A 13953-nucleotide genomic window follows, 5' to 3' on the forward strand; every position below is an offset into this window, starting at 1 on the left:
ACAGGGGGCTTCAGGCCTCGGGGACGAGGGAGCCGTGCAGGAAATACTCGCGGGGAATGCGGGTGTTCAGGCCGACCAGGATCTCGTAGGGAATGGTCCCGGCCGCACGCGCCACGTCCTCGCAGCGGATCCCCTGGTCGCCCTGGCGGCCGATCAGCACCGCCTCGTCTTCGTTGTAGGCGGTGCCGTCCGGGCCCAGGTCGGCCATGAACTGGTCCATGCAGATCCGGCCGGCGATCGGCCGGCGCTGGCCGCGCAGCAGGACCTCGCCGCGCGAGGACAGCGCCCGCGGGAAGCCGTCGCCGTAGCCGATCGGGATGGTCACCATCCGGGTGTCGACGGCGGGCGCCCAGGTGGCGCCGTAGCTGACCGGCTGCCCGGCCGGCACGACCTTGAAGTAAACGACCTGGGACAGCAGCGACATCGCCGGCCGCAGGTCCAGGGTCGTGCGCGAGTCCGGGTCCGGGAGCACCCCGTACAGCGCGATGCCGGGCCGCACCAGGTCCAGGCGGGTGTCGGGGAAGTTGAGCAGGCCGCCGGAGTTGGCCAGGTGCCGGATCGGCATCGGCACGCCCAGCCGGTCGAAGTGGGCGCAGGCCTCGAGGAAGCGCGCGAGCTGCCGGGCCGTCATCGGCGAGTCCGGCTCGTCCGAACAGGCCAGGTGCGAGTACACGCCCTTGACCGTGCACCAGCGCGAAGCCACCGCCGCCTCGATGAAGGGGCCGGCGTGGTAGCTGTGCACGCCGATGCGCTCCATCCCGGTGTCGATCTTGAGGTGGATGGTGGCCCGGCGCCCCAGCGCCTCGGCCGCCGCCTCGACCTGGCGCAGCTTGTCGATCGAGGACACGGTGATCTCGAGGTCCTCGGCGATCAGCGCCGCCGCCTGCGGCCCGAAGATGCCGCCCATCACCAGGATCGGCAGGGTGATGCCGGCCCGGCGCAGCGCCACGCCCTCCTCCAGGAAGGCCACGCCGAGCTGGTCGACGCCCTGCGCCTGCAGGTGCCGGGCCACCGGCACCAGGCCGTGGCCGTAGGCATTGGCCTTGACCACGCCCATCACCGGCACGCCGGCGTGGGCGCGCAGCACGCGCAGGTTGTGGCTCAGCGCGTCGAGGTCGACGCGGATGCGGGTCGGCCGCTGGCCGACTTCATCGGCGCGGGCGACCGGGGGGCCGGGCACGGGGCGTTCGGGGTCCATGCCGCGATTGTAGCCCGCGTCCGGCCGCGGCAAGGGGCGGCCCGCGGGCGAAATCGGGCGATCCGCGGGCAGGCCGGCGCCTGGCTTATTCGAAGCTGCCGACCGAGTCCCGGGCCAGGTTGTCGAAGCGGGTGTACTCGCCGAAGAACTTCAGCTTCACGGCACCGGTCGGGCCGTTACGCTGCTTGGCGATGATCACTTCGGCCAGGCCTTTGTCGTTGGAATCCTTGTTGTAGTAGTCGTCGCGGTAGATGAACATGATGATGTCGGCGTCCTGCTCGATGGCGCCGGATTCGCGCAGGTCGGACATGACCGGGCGCTTGTCGGTGCGCGACTCGAGGCCGCGGTTGAGCTGGGACAGCGCGATCACCGGCACCTTGAGCTCCATCGCCAGCGCCTTGAGCGAGCGCGAGATCTCGGAGATCTCATTGGTGCGGTTCTCGGCCGAGCCCGGCACCTGCATCAGCTGCAGGTAGTCGACCACGATCAGGCCCAGGTCGTGCTCGCGCTTGATGCGGCGCGCCTTCGAGCGCAGCACGTCGGGCGACAGCGCCGGCGTGTCGTCGATCATCACCTTCACGTCCGACAGCATCTTGATCGCCATGTTCACGCGCGACCAGTCCTCGTCCTCGAGCTGGCCGGTGCGCAGGCGGGTGGCGTTGACGCGGCCGATGGACGAAATGAGTCGGAACGCCAGCTGCGAGGCCGACATTTCCATCGAGAACACCGCCACCGCCTTCTTGGTCTTGAGCGCGCCGTACTCGGCGATGTTGAGCGCCAAGGTCGTCTTGCCCATGGCCGGCCTGGCCGCCAGGATGATCAGGTCGGAGGGCTGCAGGCCGGCCGTCATCTCGTCGAGGTCGTGGAAGCCGGTGGGCAGGCCGGTGACGTCGCCCTGGTTCTCGTAGCGCTCCTGCAGGATCTGGAACGCGTCCTTCATGGCCTCGCGCAGGGTGGTGAAGTCGGCGCGGCCGCGGCGGCCCTGTTCGGCGATCTTGAAGACCTTCATCTCGGCCGCCGACAGCACTTCCTGGCTGTCGCGCCCCTCGGGCTGGAAGCCGTCGTTGACGATCTCGGTGCCGGCGTCGATCAGCTGCCGCAGCACGGCCTTCTCGCGCACGATCTCGGCATAGGCGCGGATGTTGGCGGCCGAGGGGGTGCTGGAGGCCAGCTCGACCAGGTAGCCGGTGCCGCCGATCTGCTCGGACAGGGCGTTGGCCTCGAACCATTCGCCCAGGGTCACGGCGTCGAAGGGTTTGTTCTTTTCGCTCAGCTCGCGGATGGCGCGGTAGATGAGGCGGTGGTCGCGGCGGTAGAAGTCGTGTTCGGTCAGGAAGTCGCCGACGCGGTCGAGGGACTCGGGGGCGAGCATCAGGCCGCCGATGACGGCCTGTTCGGCCTCGACGGACTGGGGCGGGACGCGCAGGGCGTCGATCTTGGCCTCGGTGCGGAAGGACTCGGAGCGTGCGGACATATCAGCCTTCAGGAAGGCGCCGGCCGGCATCAGCGACCGACGGAACAGCGGGTCGGACATCCTAGCGAGCCTCCCTGCGCCGGGACACGGATAAGTCTGTGCATAACCCGTGCACATCCTCGCCCGCCCCGCTCTCATATCCTGAGACCCGGGCCTGCGCTCCGCGCACGAACCACCGCACTCCGGTCCGTTACGGCGGCGCCGCCCTGCAACGAGAGGGTTCGCCGACCGCCACTCAACACGACGTCCTGTCCATTGAGTGGCGGCCGTTCCGGCGTCCTGCCTCCACTTCGTCGAACCCTCTCGTCGCAGGGCGGCGCTCCGACCACCCGTCGCACACCGGACCGAGGTCAAAGTCCGGAAGCGGGAATCGAGGGGCCGCTGCGATCACGGCCATCTCGCCACGGACGGACGGTTTCGCCCTTGCCCTTGCCCTTGCTCTTGACCTCGTCCCGGTGTGCGAGGGGCCTCCGGGGCGACGTCGCACGCAGACATAGGTCTTCGGAAGTGGAGGCAGGAGGCCGGAACGGCCGACATCGGTGGTCAGGACGACGCTCCCGAGTCGGGCCGAAGACCTATGTCTGCGGGCGGCGGCGCTGCCGGAGAGCCGCGGCGTGCAGCTGTTCGTGCGCAAAGCGCACGCCAAGGGAGCGCGGAAAAGACGAAGGGCGCCCTGGGGCGCCCTTCGGGGGTGTTGCGGAAGGCGAAGATCAGGCTTCGGCTTCGACCACGACCTTGACGGTGGTCTGGACGTCGGCGTGCAGGCGCACTTCGATGTCGAACTCGCCGGTGCGGCGCAGCGCGCCTTCCGACATGACCACTTCGCTCTTGTCGAGCTTGTGGCCGGCGGCCGTGAAGGCCTCGGCGACATCGCGCGGGCCGACCGAGCCGAAGAGCTTGCCTTCGGTGGACGCGTTCGCGGCGATGGTGACCGTGGTGCCTTCGAGCTTGGCCTTGCGGGCTTCGGCGTCGGCCAGGATCTGGTTGGCCTTGGCTTCGTACTCGGCGCGCTTGGCTTCGAACGAAGCGATGTTGGCCTGGGTGGCCGGCACGGCCTTGCCCTGCGGCACCAGGTAGTTGCGGCCGTAACCCGGCTTGACGTCGACCAGGTCGCCCAGGCCGCCGAGGTTCACGACTTTCTGCAGGAGGATCAGTTTCATGGGTGTTGCTCCGTCACGTTAGCGGGGCGCGCGGCCCCGCAACTGTTGGCTGTCCGTTGGGACGGGAGATCAGGACGCGGGCCCCGGAGGGCCGGCGGCTCAGTTCTGGTGGTTGTCGGTGTACGGGATCAGGGCGAGCTCGCGGGCGCGCTTGATCGCGGTCTGCAGCTGGCGCTGGTACTTGGCCTTGGTGCCGGTGATGCGGCTCGGAACGATCTTGCCGTTCTCGGTCAGGTACTGGCGCAGGGTGTTGAGATCCTTGTAGTCGATCTCCTTGACGCCCTCGGCCGTGAACTTGCAGAACTTGCGGCGGCGGAAAAACTTGCTCATGTCGGTCTCCGGTCTCGGGCTCAGGCGGCGTCGGCGTTGTCGCCGATCGCATTCTCGTCATCGTCGCGGCGCGGGCGGCGCTCGCTCTTCTCGTCCTTGCTCTTCATGATCAGGGACTGTTCGGTGACGGCCTCTTCGCGGGCGATGACCATGTGGCGCAGCACGGCGTCGTTGAAGCGGAAGCCGTCGACGAGCTCGGTGAGGACCTTCTGGCCGCACTCGACGTTCATCAGCACGTAATGGGCCTTGACCAGGTTGTCGATGGAGTACGCCAGCTGGCGGCGGCCCCAGTCTTCCAGGCGGTGGATCTTGCCTTCCTCGCCTTCGATCAGCGTCTTGTAACGCTCGATCATGGCGGGCACCTGCTCGCTCTGGTCCGGGTGGACCATGAACACGATTTCATAGTGACGCATGGGTTGTTTCCTTGTGGATGCGGCCGGTGATTCGGCCTGGCAGCCCCCGGCCCGAAGCCGTGGAGCAAGGGTCTCCCCAAGATGGGGAGCCGCGCATTATGCCCGAACCGGGCTTTCCCGCGCAACTCAAGGACTTGCAGCCCTCAAGACGTCGCAAAAGACTCCCCGCAGCCGCATTCGGCGGAGACCCGGGGGTTCCGGAACACGAACTGCTGGTTCAGGCCCTGGCTGACGAAGTCGATCTCGGTGCCGTCGACCTGGGGCAGGCTCTCGGCGTCGACCCGGACCGGGACCCCGTCGGTCTCGAACACGTGGTCGTCCGGGCCGGCGGCCTTGGCGATGTCGACCACGTAGGCGAAACCGGTGCAGCCGGACTTGCGGACGCCGAAGCGCAGGCCGATGCCCCCCGGCGTTTCGGCCAGGTAGCTGCGGACGCGGGCGGCGGCGGCGGGGGTCAGGGTGACGGCCATGGGCGGGTCTCGGGACGGCGGCAGGGACCGGGCCAGTATACCGGCGCTGCGTGAATGCACGCCTGCGGGTATCCTTGCGGTCTTCCGAAGATTGGCCCGTCCGGGCAGGGATTCAAGAGCATGGCAGTGGTCAGCGTCCAGCAGGCGCTTTCCGGGCAGCACGCCCCGGGCAGCGAAGTCACGGTCCGCGGCTGGGTGCGTACCCGGCGCGATTCCAAGGCCGGGCTCAGCTTCGTCAACGTCAGCGACGGGTCCTGCTTCCACCCGATCCAGGTGGTGGCGCCGGCCTCGCTGGGCAACTACGAGTCGGAAGTGAAGCGGCTCTCGGCCGGCTGCGCGGTCATCGCGCACGGCGTGCTCAAGCCCTCGCAGGGCCAGGGCCAGGCCTTCGAGCTCGAGGCCACGGGCATCGAGGTGGTCGGCTGGGTCGAGGACCCGGAGACCTATCCGATCCAGCCCAAGGCCCACTCGCTGGAGTTCCTGCGCGACGTGGCGCACCTGCGCCCGCGCACCAACCTGTTCGGCGCGGTCACCCGCATCCGCCACTGCCTGGCGCAGGCGGTGCACCGCTTCTTCCACGAGCAGGGCTTCTACTGGATCAGCACGCCGATCATCACCACGTCCGACGCCGAGGGCGCGGGCCAGATGTTCCGCGTCTCCACCCTGGACCTGGCCAACCTGCCGCGCACGGCCAAGGGCGAGGTCGACTTCTCGAAGGACTTCTTCGGCAAGGAAACCTTCCTCACCGTGTCCGGCCAGCTCAACGTCGAGGCCTACTGCCTGGCGCTGAGCAAGGTCTACACCTTCGGCCCGACCTTCCGCGCCGAGAACTCGCACACCACCCGCCACCTGGCCGAGTTCTGGATGATCGAGCCCGAGGTCGCCTTCGCCGACCTCAAGGCCAACGCCGACCTGGCCGAGGCCTTCCTGAAGTACCTGTTCAAGGCGGTGCTGTCCGAGCGCGCCGACGACCTGGCCTTCATCGCCGAGCGCGTCGAGAAGACCGCCATCACCCGCCTCGAGGCGATGGTGGACTCGCCCTTCGAGCGCATCGACTACACCGAGGCGGTGTCGCTGCTGCAGAAGTCGGGCCACAAGTTCGACTACCCGGTCGAATGGGGCCTGGACCTGCAGACCGAGCACGAGCGCTGGCTGACCGAGGTGCACGTCGGCCGCCCGGTGGTGGTGATGAACTACCCCGAGCAGATCAAGGCCTTCTACATGCGCCTGAACGACGACGGCAAGACCGTGGCCGCGATGGACGTGCTGGCACCGGGCATCGGCGAGATCATCGGCGGCAGCCAGCGCGAGGAGCGCCTGGACGTGCTGGACAAGCGCATGGCGCAGTTCGGGCTCGACGGCGAGCACTACGGCTGGTACCGCGACTTCCGCCGCTACGGCACCGTGCCGCACGCCGGCTTCGGCCTGGGCTTCGAGCGGCTGGTGGTCTACACCTGCGGCCTGGCCAACATCCGCGACGCCATCCCCTACCCGCGCGCGCCCGGCCTGGCGACGTTCTGACCGATGGGCACGGGCGCGGGGTCGCTGCTGCTGTTCCTGTTCCTGGGCCTGGCCGGTTCGGCCGCCCCGGCGCATTTCGGCTTCCGGGTGCTGGCCTACCGGCACCAGCTGGACAAGCGGATCCCGTTCGCGCCCGGCACCGAGGACGGCGGCTGGGGCTACAGCTGGTGGCTGATGCGCTGGAAGCACCGCGCGGCCAACGACAAGAACCTGAACTTCTTCGCCGGCATCACCGCCGGCAGCGGCTGGCTCAGCCTGGTCGGCGCCGTCGGCGTGGTCGTGCTGGTCGCCCTGCAGTAAACAAGGAATCAACGCATGTCCCAGGAAAACGAAACCGACACCGGCCCGCGCGAGAGCGACCAGTGGTGGCTGGCGGCGCTGCCGCGCATGCTGGTGTGGTCGCGGCTGCGCGTGCTCGACAGCGGCGTGGCCGAGGTCTTCGACTGCGACGGCCGCATCAACATCTATGAAAGCGAAGACATCGCGCGCTCGGCGCTGATGGACGCCGAGTTCCGCGCGCTCGACGGCATGGACGCCGACGACGCCGAGGCCTGGGGCCTGGACCTCGAGGAAATCGAGCCGCCGCGCGCCGAGGACGACGACAGCCTGCGCGAGCTGATGATGCAGCCGCTGAAGAACCCGCTGACCGGGGAAGACCGGTGAGCGAGTCGCTGCGCGGCCGCCACGCCCTGGTCTGCGGCGGCTCGGAAGGCATCGGCCTGGCCACCGCGCAGGCCCTGGCCGCGCTCGGCGCCGACGTCACCGTGCTCGCGCGACGCCCCGGCCGGCTGGCCGAGGTGGTTGCCGCCCTGCCCCGCGCCGAAGGCCAGCAGCACCGGCACGTCGCGGCGGATGCGTCCGACAGCGCCGGGCTGGGCGCCTCGGTCGCGGCGCTTTGCGCCAAGTACCCCGTGCACATCCTGGTCAACAACACCGCCGGCCCGCCGGGCGGCCCGGCCCACGCTGCGGCGCCCGAGGACTACCTGGCGGTGTTCCGCCAGCACCTGGTCGCCGGCCAGGTGCTGGTGCAGGCGGTGCTGCCAGGCATGCGCGCCGCCGGCTGGGGCCGCATCGTCAACGTCATCTCGACCTCGGTGAAGGAGCCGATCGCCAACCTGGGCGTCTCCAACACCATCCGCGGCGCGGTCGCGGCCTGGGCCAAGACCCTGGCCAGCGAGCTCGGCCCGGACGGCATCACGGTCAACAACGTGCTGCCCGGCTACACCCGCACCCAGCGCCTGGACCAGATCCTGGCCGAGCGCGCCGCGGCCACCGGCAAGCCCGCCGAAGAAATCGCGCGCGGCATGCTGGCGACGGTGCCGGCGGGCCGCTTCGCCGAGCCGGCCGAGGTGGCCGCGGCCATCGCCTTCCTGGCCGGAAACGCCGCCGGCTACGTTAATGGCATCAACCTGCCGGTCGACGGCGGGCGCACCCGTTCCCTCTGAGGCACCGACGCATGGACGCCAACAACCGCTGGTCCGACCGCGTACCTTTCGCCGCCCGGGTGATGGTGCTGTTCGAGGACCGGGCCTGGGTCAGCGAGGTCAAGGACCTGTCCGAAGGCGGCTGCGGCCTGTTCCGGCCGGCCACCTGCCAGCTGGACGTGGCCGAGATCGTGCGGCTGGTGTTCTTCGACGTGTCCGGGCCGGCGGTGGTGGTGGACGCGCGCGTGGCCCGGGTCGAGAACGGCTCGCTGGGCTTCGAATACCACGAGACCCAGACGGTGCCGCCGACGCTGCGGCGTTGATCCCACACGCCGCCTGCACGGGCGCCCGCGCAGGCTTGCCGCATGCCTGAAGGTCCTGAAATCCGCCGCGCCGCCGACCAGCTCGCCAAGGCCGTGGTCGGCCAGCCCCTCACCGGGGCGTTCTTCGCCTTCCCCGAACTCAAGCGCCACCAGCGCGCGCTGGTCGACCATCGCATCACCGCGATCGAACCGCACGGCAAGGCGCTGCTGACCCACTTCGACCACGGATTGACGCTGTACTCGCACAACCAGCTCTACGGCGTGTGGAAAGTGGCCAAGGCCGGCGAACGGCCCGACACCACGCGCTCGTTGCGGGTGGCGCTGGAGACGGCGAAGAAGGCGATCCTGCTGTACTCGGCGTCGGAGGTGGAGATGTGGAAGACCGCCGAGCTGCCGCGGCATCCCTTCCTGGCCAAGCTCGGCCCCGACGTGCTGGACCTGTCGCTGGACGAGGCCACCGTGGCGGCCCGCCTGCGCGACCCCCGCTTCGCCGGGCGCGCGCTGGTGGCGCTGCTGCTGGACCAGGCCTTCCTGGCGGGCATGGGCAACTACCTGCGCTCGGAAGTGCTGTTCATGGCCGGCATCGCGCCCAATCGCCGCCCGCGCGACCTCGACGACGAGGAAACCCTGGCCCTGGCCCGCGCCCTGCTCGCGGTGCCGCGCGCCAGCTACGCCACCCGGGGCATCCGCCGCGCCAAGGGCATGGCCGAGGACTACCTCACCGACACCCCGCGCGGCTTCCGCTTCGAGGTCTTCGACCGCGAGGGCGAGCCCTGCCGCCAGTGCGGCGACGTCATCGTCCGGCACGAACTGGGCGGCCGCCGCCTCTACTGGTGCAAAGTCTGCCAATCCTGACGCACCCCAAAAAAGGGGTCAGAGTGCATATCCGTTTGAAACGGATATGCACTCTGACCCCTTTTTTGGGGTGGGGTTTCGTGCGTCCTGACCTGTCCGTACGGCGGGCGTGGCGGGTAAGCTTGCGGGCATGGAAACCCGGCTGTCCCACCTGATCGACGGCAAGGCCCGCGGCGCGGACGGCGGCGCCGTGATCGAGGTCTTCGAGCCGGCCACGGGCCGGGCCTACGCCCACTGCCCGGACGGCGAGGCCGCCGATGTCGACGCGGCCGTAGAGGCCGCCCGCCGCGCCTTCCCGGCCTGGTCCGCCCTGCCCGCCAGCGAGCGCGCCGCCTGGATCCACAAGCTGGCCGACGCGCTGGAAGCCCGGCTGGACGAGTTCGCCGCCGCCGAGTCGCGCGACGTCGGCAAGCCGCTGGCGCTGGCGCGCAACCTCGACATCCCGCGCGCGGTCAGCAACCTGCGCTTCTTCGCGGCCGCCGCCACCCAGTTCGCCAGCGAATCGCACTCGACCCCGGGCGTCGTCAACTACACCCTGCGCCAGCCGCTGGGCGTCGTCGGCGTCATCAGTCCCTGGAACCTGCCGCTGTACCTGTTCACCTGGAAGTTCGCGCCGGCACTGGCAGTGGGCAACTGCGTGGTCGGCAAGCCCTCGGAAGTGACGCCCGTGACCGCCTGGATGCTGGGCGAGCTGGCGCGCGACATCGGTTTCCCCGACGGCGTGTTCAACATCGTGCAGGGCCGCGGCGCGGTCGTCGGCCAGGCGCTGGTGGACCACCCGGACACCCAGGCCATCAGCTTCACCGGCAGCACCGCGGTGGGCATTCGCATCGCCGAAAGCTGCGCGCGTTCGCTCAAGAAGACCTCGCTGGAGCTGGGCGGCAAGAACGCCACCCTGGTATTCGCCGACGCGCCGCGCGAGAAGCTGCTCGACACCGTGGTGCGCTCGGCCTTCCTCAACTCCGGCCAGATCTGCCTGTGCGGCTCGCGCCTGCTGGTAGAGCGTAGCTACTACGAGGCGTTCCGCGACGCGCTGGTGGCCCGGGCGAAGGCACTGGTGGTCGGCGACCCGACCGACCCCGCCACCACGCTGGGCCCCGTCGTGTCCCAGGCGCATTACGAAAAAGTGCTGGGCTGCATCGCGCTCGCGCGCCGCGAGGGCGGCCGCGTGCTCTGCGGCGGGGAGGCGCTGGCGCCGGCAGGCCGCTGCGCCGACGGCTGGTTCATCGCCCCCACCGTCATCGAGGGCCTGGGCCCGGGCTGCCGCACCAACACCGAAGAGATCTTCGGCCCGGTGGTCACCCTGCAGCCCTTCGACACCGATGAAGAGGCGCTGGCGCTCGCCAACGCCACGCCCTACGGCCTTTCGGCCAGCGTCTGGACCCGCGACCTCGGCCGCGCCCACCGCCTGGCCGCCGCGCTGGACGCCGGCGTGGTCTGGGTCAACACCTGGATGAACCGCGACCTGCGCACGCCCTTCGGCGGCATGAAGCAGTCCGGCATCGGCCGCGAAGGCGGCTGGGAAGCGCTGCGCTTCTTCACCGAAGCCAAGAACGTCACGATCGACCTGGGATGACACGATGCCTTTGAAGGAACTGCTGGACCGCAACCGGGAGTGGGCCGCGCAGGTGCGCGCCGAGGACCCGCAGTTCTTCCGGCGCCTCTCGCAGCTGCAGGCGCCCAAGTACCTGTGGATCGGCTGCTCCGACTCGCGCGTGCCGGCCAACCAGATCACCGGCCTGCAGCCGGGCGAAGTGTTCGTCCACCGCAACGTCGCCAACCTGGTCGTGCACACCGACCTCAACTGCCTGAGCACCATCCAGTTCGCTGTCGACGTGCTCAAGGTCGAACACGTGCTGGTGGTTGGCCACTACGGCTGCGGCGGCGTGCATGCCGCGCTCACCGGCACCCGCGTCGGCCTGGCCGACAACTGGCTGCGCCACGTCGGCGACGTCGCCACCAAGCACGCGGGCATGCTCGCCGAAGTCGACCTGGAGTCGCTGCGCCACGCCCGCCTGTGCGAACTGAACGTGGTCGAGCAGGTGGTGAACGTCTGCCAGACCACCATCGTCCAGGACGCCTGGGCCCGCGGCCAGGCGCTCAGCGTGCACGGCTGGGTCTATTCCCTGCTCGACGGCCGCGTGCGCGAGCTGGGCATGGGCGTCGACAGCCCGGCCGAACTGCCCGAAGCCTATGCGCTGGCCATGGACCACATCCGCGGCCGGCTGAAGGAAGAGAAATGAGCGAGATCATCCACGCCACCTCCGCCCCGCACCCGGTCGGCCGCTACCCGCACGCCCGCCGCGTCGGCAACCTGCTGTTCCTGTCGGGCATCGGCCCGCGCACGCCGGGCAGCAACGCGGTGCCGGGCAACGTCTACGGCGCCAAGGGCGAACTGGTGGACTACGACATCGTCACCCAGTGCCACTCGGTGTTCGCCAACGTGCGCGCGGTGCTCGAGGCCAGCCACTGCCGCTGGGACTGGCTGGTCGACATCACCGTCTACCTGACCAACATCCAGCGCGACTTCAACGCCTACAACGGGGTCTGGGCCGAGTACTTCCCGAACGTGGACAAGGCGCCCTGCCGCACCACGCTGGGCATCACCGCGCTGCCGACGCCGATCGCGATCGAGCTCAAGTGCGTGGCCGCCTTCCCGGAGGCGCGCTGACATGCTCGGCGGCGCCTTCAACCTGCAGGCCTGGGTCGACGACCACCGGCACCTGCTCAAGCCGCCGGTCGCCAACAAGTGCATCGTCGACGGCGACTTCATCATCATGATCGTCGGCGGCCCCAACGCGCGCACCGACTACCACTGGGACGAAGGCCCGGAGTTCTTCTACCAGCTCGAAGGCGAGATGGTGCTGAAGGTGCAGGAAGACGGCCAGGCCCGCGACATCCCGATCAAGGCCGGCGAGGTGTTCTACCTGCCGCCGCGGGTGCCGCACTCGCCCCAGCGCAGCGCCGGCGGCGTCGGCCTGGTGATCGAGCGCAAGCGGCTGCCGCACGAACAGGACGGGCTGCTGTGGTTCTGCGAGCAGTGCAATCACAAGCTGTACGAGGAGTTCTTCACGCTGGAGGACATCGAGACCCAGTTCGGGGCGGTGTTCGACCGGTTCTATAGGTCGCGCACGCACCGTAGCTGCACCGCCTGCGGCCACCTCAATCCCGCGCCCGCGCGCTACGACGAGACACCCTGACCCATGACGCCTTCCCTGGACCTGCTCACCACCAACCTGCTCTCGCCGGTGGTGCTGGCCTTCGCGCTGGGCATGGTGGCGCGCGGCCTGCGCAGCGACCTCGAGATCCCGTCCGCCATCCAGGCCTACCTGTCGATCTTCCTGCTGCTGGCGATCGGCCTGAAGGGCGGCGTCGCCCTGCACCAGGGCGCGCCCGGCAACCTGGGCCTGCTGGTGGCGGTGACCATCGTCGCCGGCATCGCCACCGCCGGCAGCGCCTACCTGCTGGCGCGCACCTGGCTGCGCGACAACGCGATGCAGGCGGGCGCCATCGCGGCGCACTACGGCTCGGTGTCGGCGGTGACCTTCATCGCCGCCCAGCAGTTCGTCGAGCGCACCGGCGGGAGCTCGCCCGGCGTGCTGGTGGCCCTGGTGGTGGCGCTGGAGATCCCGGCCATCCTGCTCGGCATCGGCCTGGCCCGCGGCGGCGGCCGGCCGACCTGGCCGCAGGTGCGCGAAGTGCTGACCGGCCGCACCGCGGTGCTGCTGATCGGCGGCCTGGCGATCGGCGCCATCGCCGGCCGGGACGGCGTGAAGGCCGTGGACGCGATGTACTTCCAGCTGTTCCAGGGCATGTTGATGCTGTTCATGCTCGACATGGGCCTGGTCGCGGCCAGCCAGCTGCGCCAGCTGCGGCGCGGCGTGCTGCGCCTGGTGGTGTTCGCCACCGCGCTGCCGCTGCTGCATGGCCTGGCCGGCACCGCGATCGGCCACGCCGTCGGGCTGGGCGTGGCGGGGGCGACGGTGTTCGGCGCCATGCTGGCCAGCGCGTCCTACATCGCCGCGCCGGCCTCGGTGCGCGCGGCGCTGCCCGAGGCCGACGCCGGCCGCTGCATCACGGCCTCGCTGGGCCTGACCTTCCCCTTCAACCTGGCGCTGGGTATCCCGACCTACGCCGCCTTCGCTAGCTGGCTCGGCGGCTGAGCCCGGCGGGATAGAATCGCCGACATGCTCAAGATCGACACCCACGCCCACTACCTGCCCCGGACCTGGCCGAACCTGGCCGAGAAGTACGGCGACCCGCGCTTCCCGGTGATCCACCACGAGGACGGGCGCGCGCGCATCTACAAGGACGGCAAGTTCTTCCGCGAGATCTGGTCCAAGACCTGGGACCCGGCCGAGCGGATCGCCGACTACGGCAAGTTCGGGGTGCAGGTGCAGGTGCTGAGCACGGTGCCGGTGATGTTCAGCTACTGGGCCAAGCCGCAGCACGCGCTGGAGCTGCACCAGGCGCTCAATGACCACATGGCCGAGGCCTGCCGCGACCACCGCCGGCACTGCGCCGGCATCGGCACGGTGCCGATGCAGTCGCCGCGGCTGGCGGTGCAGGAGCTCGAGCGCTGCGTCGACCAGCTGGGCCTGCAGGGCGTGCAGATCGGCTCGCACATCGGCGACTGGAACCTGGACGCACCCGAGCTGCTGCCCTTCTTCGAGGCGGCGCAGGACCTGGGCGCGGCGATCCTGGTGCATCCCTGGGACATGATGGGCAGCGAGTCCATGCCCAAGTACTGGATGCCCTGGCTGGTGGGCATGCCGGCCGAGCAGT

At 69.8% G+C, this 13953-nt stretch carries 18 protein-coding genes; 12 read left to right on the forward strand and 6 right to left on the reverse strand.

Annotated elements, in window-relative coordinates; genetic code table 11:
• Positions 1-10: 10 nt before the first annotated feature.
• From alr to VFQ84_RS00905, 6 genes are all read right to left on the reverse strand, one after another.
• A complete protein-coding gene (gene alr / locus VFQ84_RS00880; protein WP_325128234.1) occupies positions 11-1198 on the reverse strand; it encodes an alanine racemase in 1188 nt (395 codons plus the stop codon).
• Positions 1199-1283: 85 nt separating this feature from the next.
• Positions 1284-2672 carry a replicative DNA helicase gene (locus tag VFQ84_RS00885; protein WP_414636983.1) on the reverse strand — a complete coding sequence of 463 codons (1389 nt, stop codon included), beginning with the start codon at positions 2670-2672 and terminating at the stop codon, positions 1284-1286.
• Between the two features lie 710 nt (positions 2673-3382).
• Positions 3383-3832 carry a 50S ribosomal protein L9 gene (rplI, locus tag VFQ84_RS00890; RefSeq protein WP_325128235.1) on the reverse strand — a complete coding sequence of 150 codons (450 nt, stop codon included), beginning with the start codon at positions 3830-3832 and terminating at the stop codon, positions 3383-3385.
• A 99-nt stretch (positions 3833-3931) separates the two neighbouring features.
• Entirely contained in the window at positions 3932-4162 is a 231-nt protein-coding gene (gene rpsR / locus VFQ84_RS00895) for a 30S ribosomal protein S18 (RefSeq protein WP_034220475.1), read from the reverse strand.
• A gap of 20 nt (positions 4163-4182) precedes the next feature.
• Positions 4183-4575, reverse strand: coding sequence for a 30S ribosomal protein S6 (rpsF, locus tag VFQ84_RS00900; protein ID WP_325128242.1), 393 nt, complete (start codon positions 4573-4575; stop codon positions 4183-4185).
• A gap of 143 nt (positions 4576-4718) precedes the next feature.
• Positions 4719-5045 carry an iron-sulfur cluster assembly accessory protein gene (locus VFQ84_RS00905; RefSeq protein ID WP_325128244.1) on the reverse strand — a complete coding sequence of 109 codons (327 nt, stop codon included), beginning with the start codon at positions 5043-5045 and terminating at the stop codon, positions 4719-4721.
• A gap of 120 nt (positions 5046-5165) precedes the next feature.
• Here VFQ84_RS00905 and asnS point away from each other — a divergent pair, with 120 nt between their 5' ends.
• The 12 genes from asnS to VFQ84_RS00965 form a co-directional block, all read left to right on the forward strand.
• Positions 5166-6566: an asparagine--tRNA ligase gene (asnS, locus tag VFQ84_RS00910; RefSeq protein ID WP_325128246.1), complete on the forward strand. Its 1401-nt coding sequence runs from the start codon at positions 5166-5168 to the stop codon at positions 6564-6566.
• A gap of 3 nt (positions 6567-6569) precedes the next feature.
• Positions 6570-6866 carry a hypothetical protein gene (locus VFQ84_RS00915; protein WP_325128248.1) on the forward strand — a complete coding sequence of 99 codons (297 nt, stop codon included), beginning with the start codon at positions 6570-6572 and terminating at the stop codon, positions 6864-6866.
• Positions 6867-6881: 15 nt separating this feature from the next.
• Positions 6882-7229: a hypothetical protein gene (locus VFQ84_RS00920; RefSeq protein WP_325128250.1), complete on the forward strand. Its 348-nt coding sequence runs from the start codon at positions 6882-6884 to the stop codon at positions 7227-7229.
• Positions 7226-8011, forward strand: a complete 786-nt coding sequence (locus tag VFQ84_RS00925; RefSeq protein WP_325128252.1) for an SDR family oxidoreductase — start codon at positions 7226-7228, stop codon at positions 8009-8011. Before VFQ84_RS00920 ends, VFQ84_RS00925 begins: the two co-directional genes overlap by 4 nt.
• Before the next feature lie 11 nt (positions 8012-8022).
• Positions 8023-8313 carry a PilZ domain-containing protein gene (locus VFQ84_RS00930; RefSeq protein ID WP_325128254.1) on the forward strand — a complete coding sequence of 97 codons (291 nt, stop codon included), beginning with the start codon at positions 8023-8025 and terminating at the stop codon, positions 8311-8313.
• A 42-nt stretch (positions 8314-8355) separates the two neighbouring features.
• Positions 8356-9168, forward strand: a complete 813-nt coding sequence (gene nei, locus VFQ84_RS00935; RefSeq protein ID WP_325128256.1) for an endonuclease VIII — start codon at positions 8356-8358, stop codon at positions 9166-9168.
• Positions 9169-9298: 130 nt separating this feature from the next.
• Entirely contained in the window at positions 9299-10744 is a 1446-nt protein-coding gene (locus VFQ84_RS00940; protein WP_325128258.1) for an aldehyde dehydrogenase, read from the forward strand.
• A 4-nt stretch (positions 10745-10748) separates the two neighbouring features.
• Positions 10749-11411: a carbonate dehydratase gene (gene can / locus VFQ84_RS00945; protein WP_325128260.1), complete on the forward strand. Its 663-nt coding sequence runs from the start codon at positions 10749-10751 to the stop codon at positions 11409-11411.
• Positions 11408-11839, forward strand: a complete 432-nt coding sequence (locus tag VFQ84_RS00950; RefSeq protein WP_325128262.1) for a RidA family protein — start codon at positions 11408-11410, stop codon at positions 11837-11839. Before can ends, VFQ84_RS00950 begins: the two co-directional genes overlap by 4 nt.
• A 1-nt stretch (position 11840) precedes the next feature.
• Entirely contained in the window at positions 11841-12368 is a 528-nt protein-coding gene (locus tag VFQ84_RS00955; RefSeq protein ID WP_325128264.1) for a 3-hydroxyanthranilate 3,4-dioxygenase, read from the forward strand.
• A 3-nt stretch (positions 12369-12371) separates the two neighbouring features.
• Positions 12372-13331 (forward strand): sodium-dependent bicarbonate transport family permease, encoded by a 960-nt coding sequence (locus VFQ84_RS00960; protein WP_325128265.1) that lies wholly within the window; start codon positions 12372-12374, stop codon positions 13329-13331.
• Positions 13332-13355: 24 nt separating this feature from the next.
• The coding region (locus VFQ84_RS00965) for an amidohydrolase family protein (protein WP_325128267.1) at positions 13356-13953 on the forward strand (598 nt) is incomplete at its 3' end.

The organism is Arenimonas sp., assembly GCF_035721105.1.
Lineage (GTDB): Bacteria > Pseudomonadota > Gammaproteobacteria > Xanthomonadales > Xanthomonadaceae > Arenimonas.

Excerpts from the sequence above, each read along its gene's own strand:
- alr (WP_325128234.1), bottom strand. The coding sequence starts at position 1,198 with ATGGACCCCGAACGCCCCGTGCCCGGCCCCCCGGTCGCCCGCGCCGAT.
- VFQ84_RS00885 (WP_414636983.1), bottom strand. The coding sequence starts at position 2,672 with ATGTCCGCACGCTCCGAGTCCTTCCGCACCGAGGCCAAGATCGACGCC.
- rplI (WP_325128235.1), bottom strand. The coding sequence starts at position 3,832 with ATGAAACTGATCCTCCTGCAGAAAGTCGTGAACCTCGGCGGCCTGGGC.
- rpsR (WP_034220475.1), bottom strand. The coding sequence starts at position 4,162 with ATGAGCAAGTTTTTCCGCCGCCGCAAGTTCTGCAAGTTCACGGCCGAG.
- rpsF (WP_325128242.1), bottom strand. The coding sequence starts at position 4,575 with ATGCGTCACTATGAAATCGTGTTCATGGTCCACCCGGACCAGAGCGAG.
- VFQ84_RS00905 (WP_325128244.1), bottom strand. The coding sequence starts at position 5,045 with ATGGCCGTCACCCTGACCCCCGCCGCCGCCGCCCGCGTCCGCAGCTAC.
- asnS (WP_325128246.1), top strand. The coding sequence starts at position 5,166 with ATGGCAGTGGTCAGCGTCCAGCAGGCGCTTTCCGGGCAGCACGCCCCG.
- VFQ84_RS00915 (WP_325128248.1), top strand. The coding sequence starts at position 6,570 with ATGGGCACGGGCGCGGGGTCGCTGCTGCTGTTCCTGTTCCTGGGCCTG.
- VFQ84_RS00920 (WP_325128250.1), top strand. The coding sequence starts at position 6,882 with ATGTCCCAGGAAAACGAAACCGACACCGGCCCGCGCGAGAGCGACCAG.
- VFQ84_RS00930 (WP_325128254.1), top strand. The coding sequence starts at position 8,023 with ATGGACGCCAACAACCGCTGGTCCGACCGCGTACCTTTCGCCGCCCGG.
- nei (WP_325128256.1), top strand. The coding sequence starts at position 8,356 with ATGCCTGAAGGTCCTGAAATCCGCCGCGCCGCCGACCAGCTCGCCAAG.
- VFQ84_RS00940 (WP_325128258.1), top strand. The coding sequence starts at position 9,299 with ATGGAAACCCGGCTGTCCCACCTGATCGACGGCAAGGCCCGCGGCGCG.
- can (WP_325128260.1), top strand. The coding sequence starts at position 10,749 with ATGCCTTTGAAGGAACTGCTGGACCGCAACCGGGAGTGGGCCGCGCAG.
- VFQ84_RS00950 (WP_325128262.1), top strand. The coding sequence starts at position 11,408 with ATGAGCGAGATCATCCACGCCACCTCCGCCCCGCACCCGGTCGGCCGC.
- VFQ84_RS00955 (WP_325128264.1), top strand. The coding sequence starts at position 11,841 with ATGCTCGGCGGCGCCTTCAACCTGCAGGCCTGGGTCGACGACCACCGG.
- VFQ84_RS00960 (WP_325128265.1), top strand. The coding sequence starts at position 12,372 with ATGACGCCTTCCCTGGACCTGCTCACCACCAACCTGCTCTCGCCGGTG.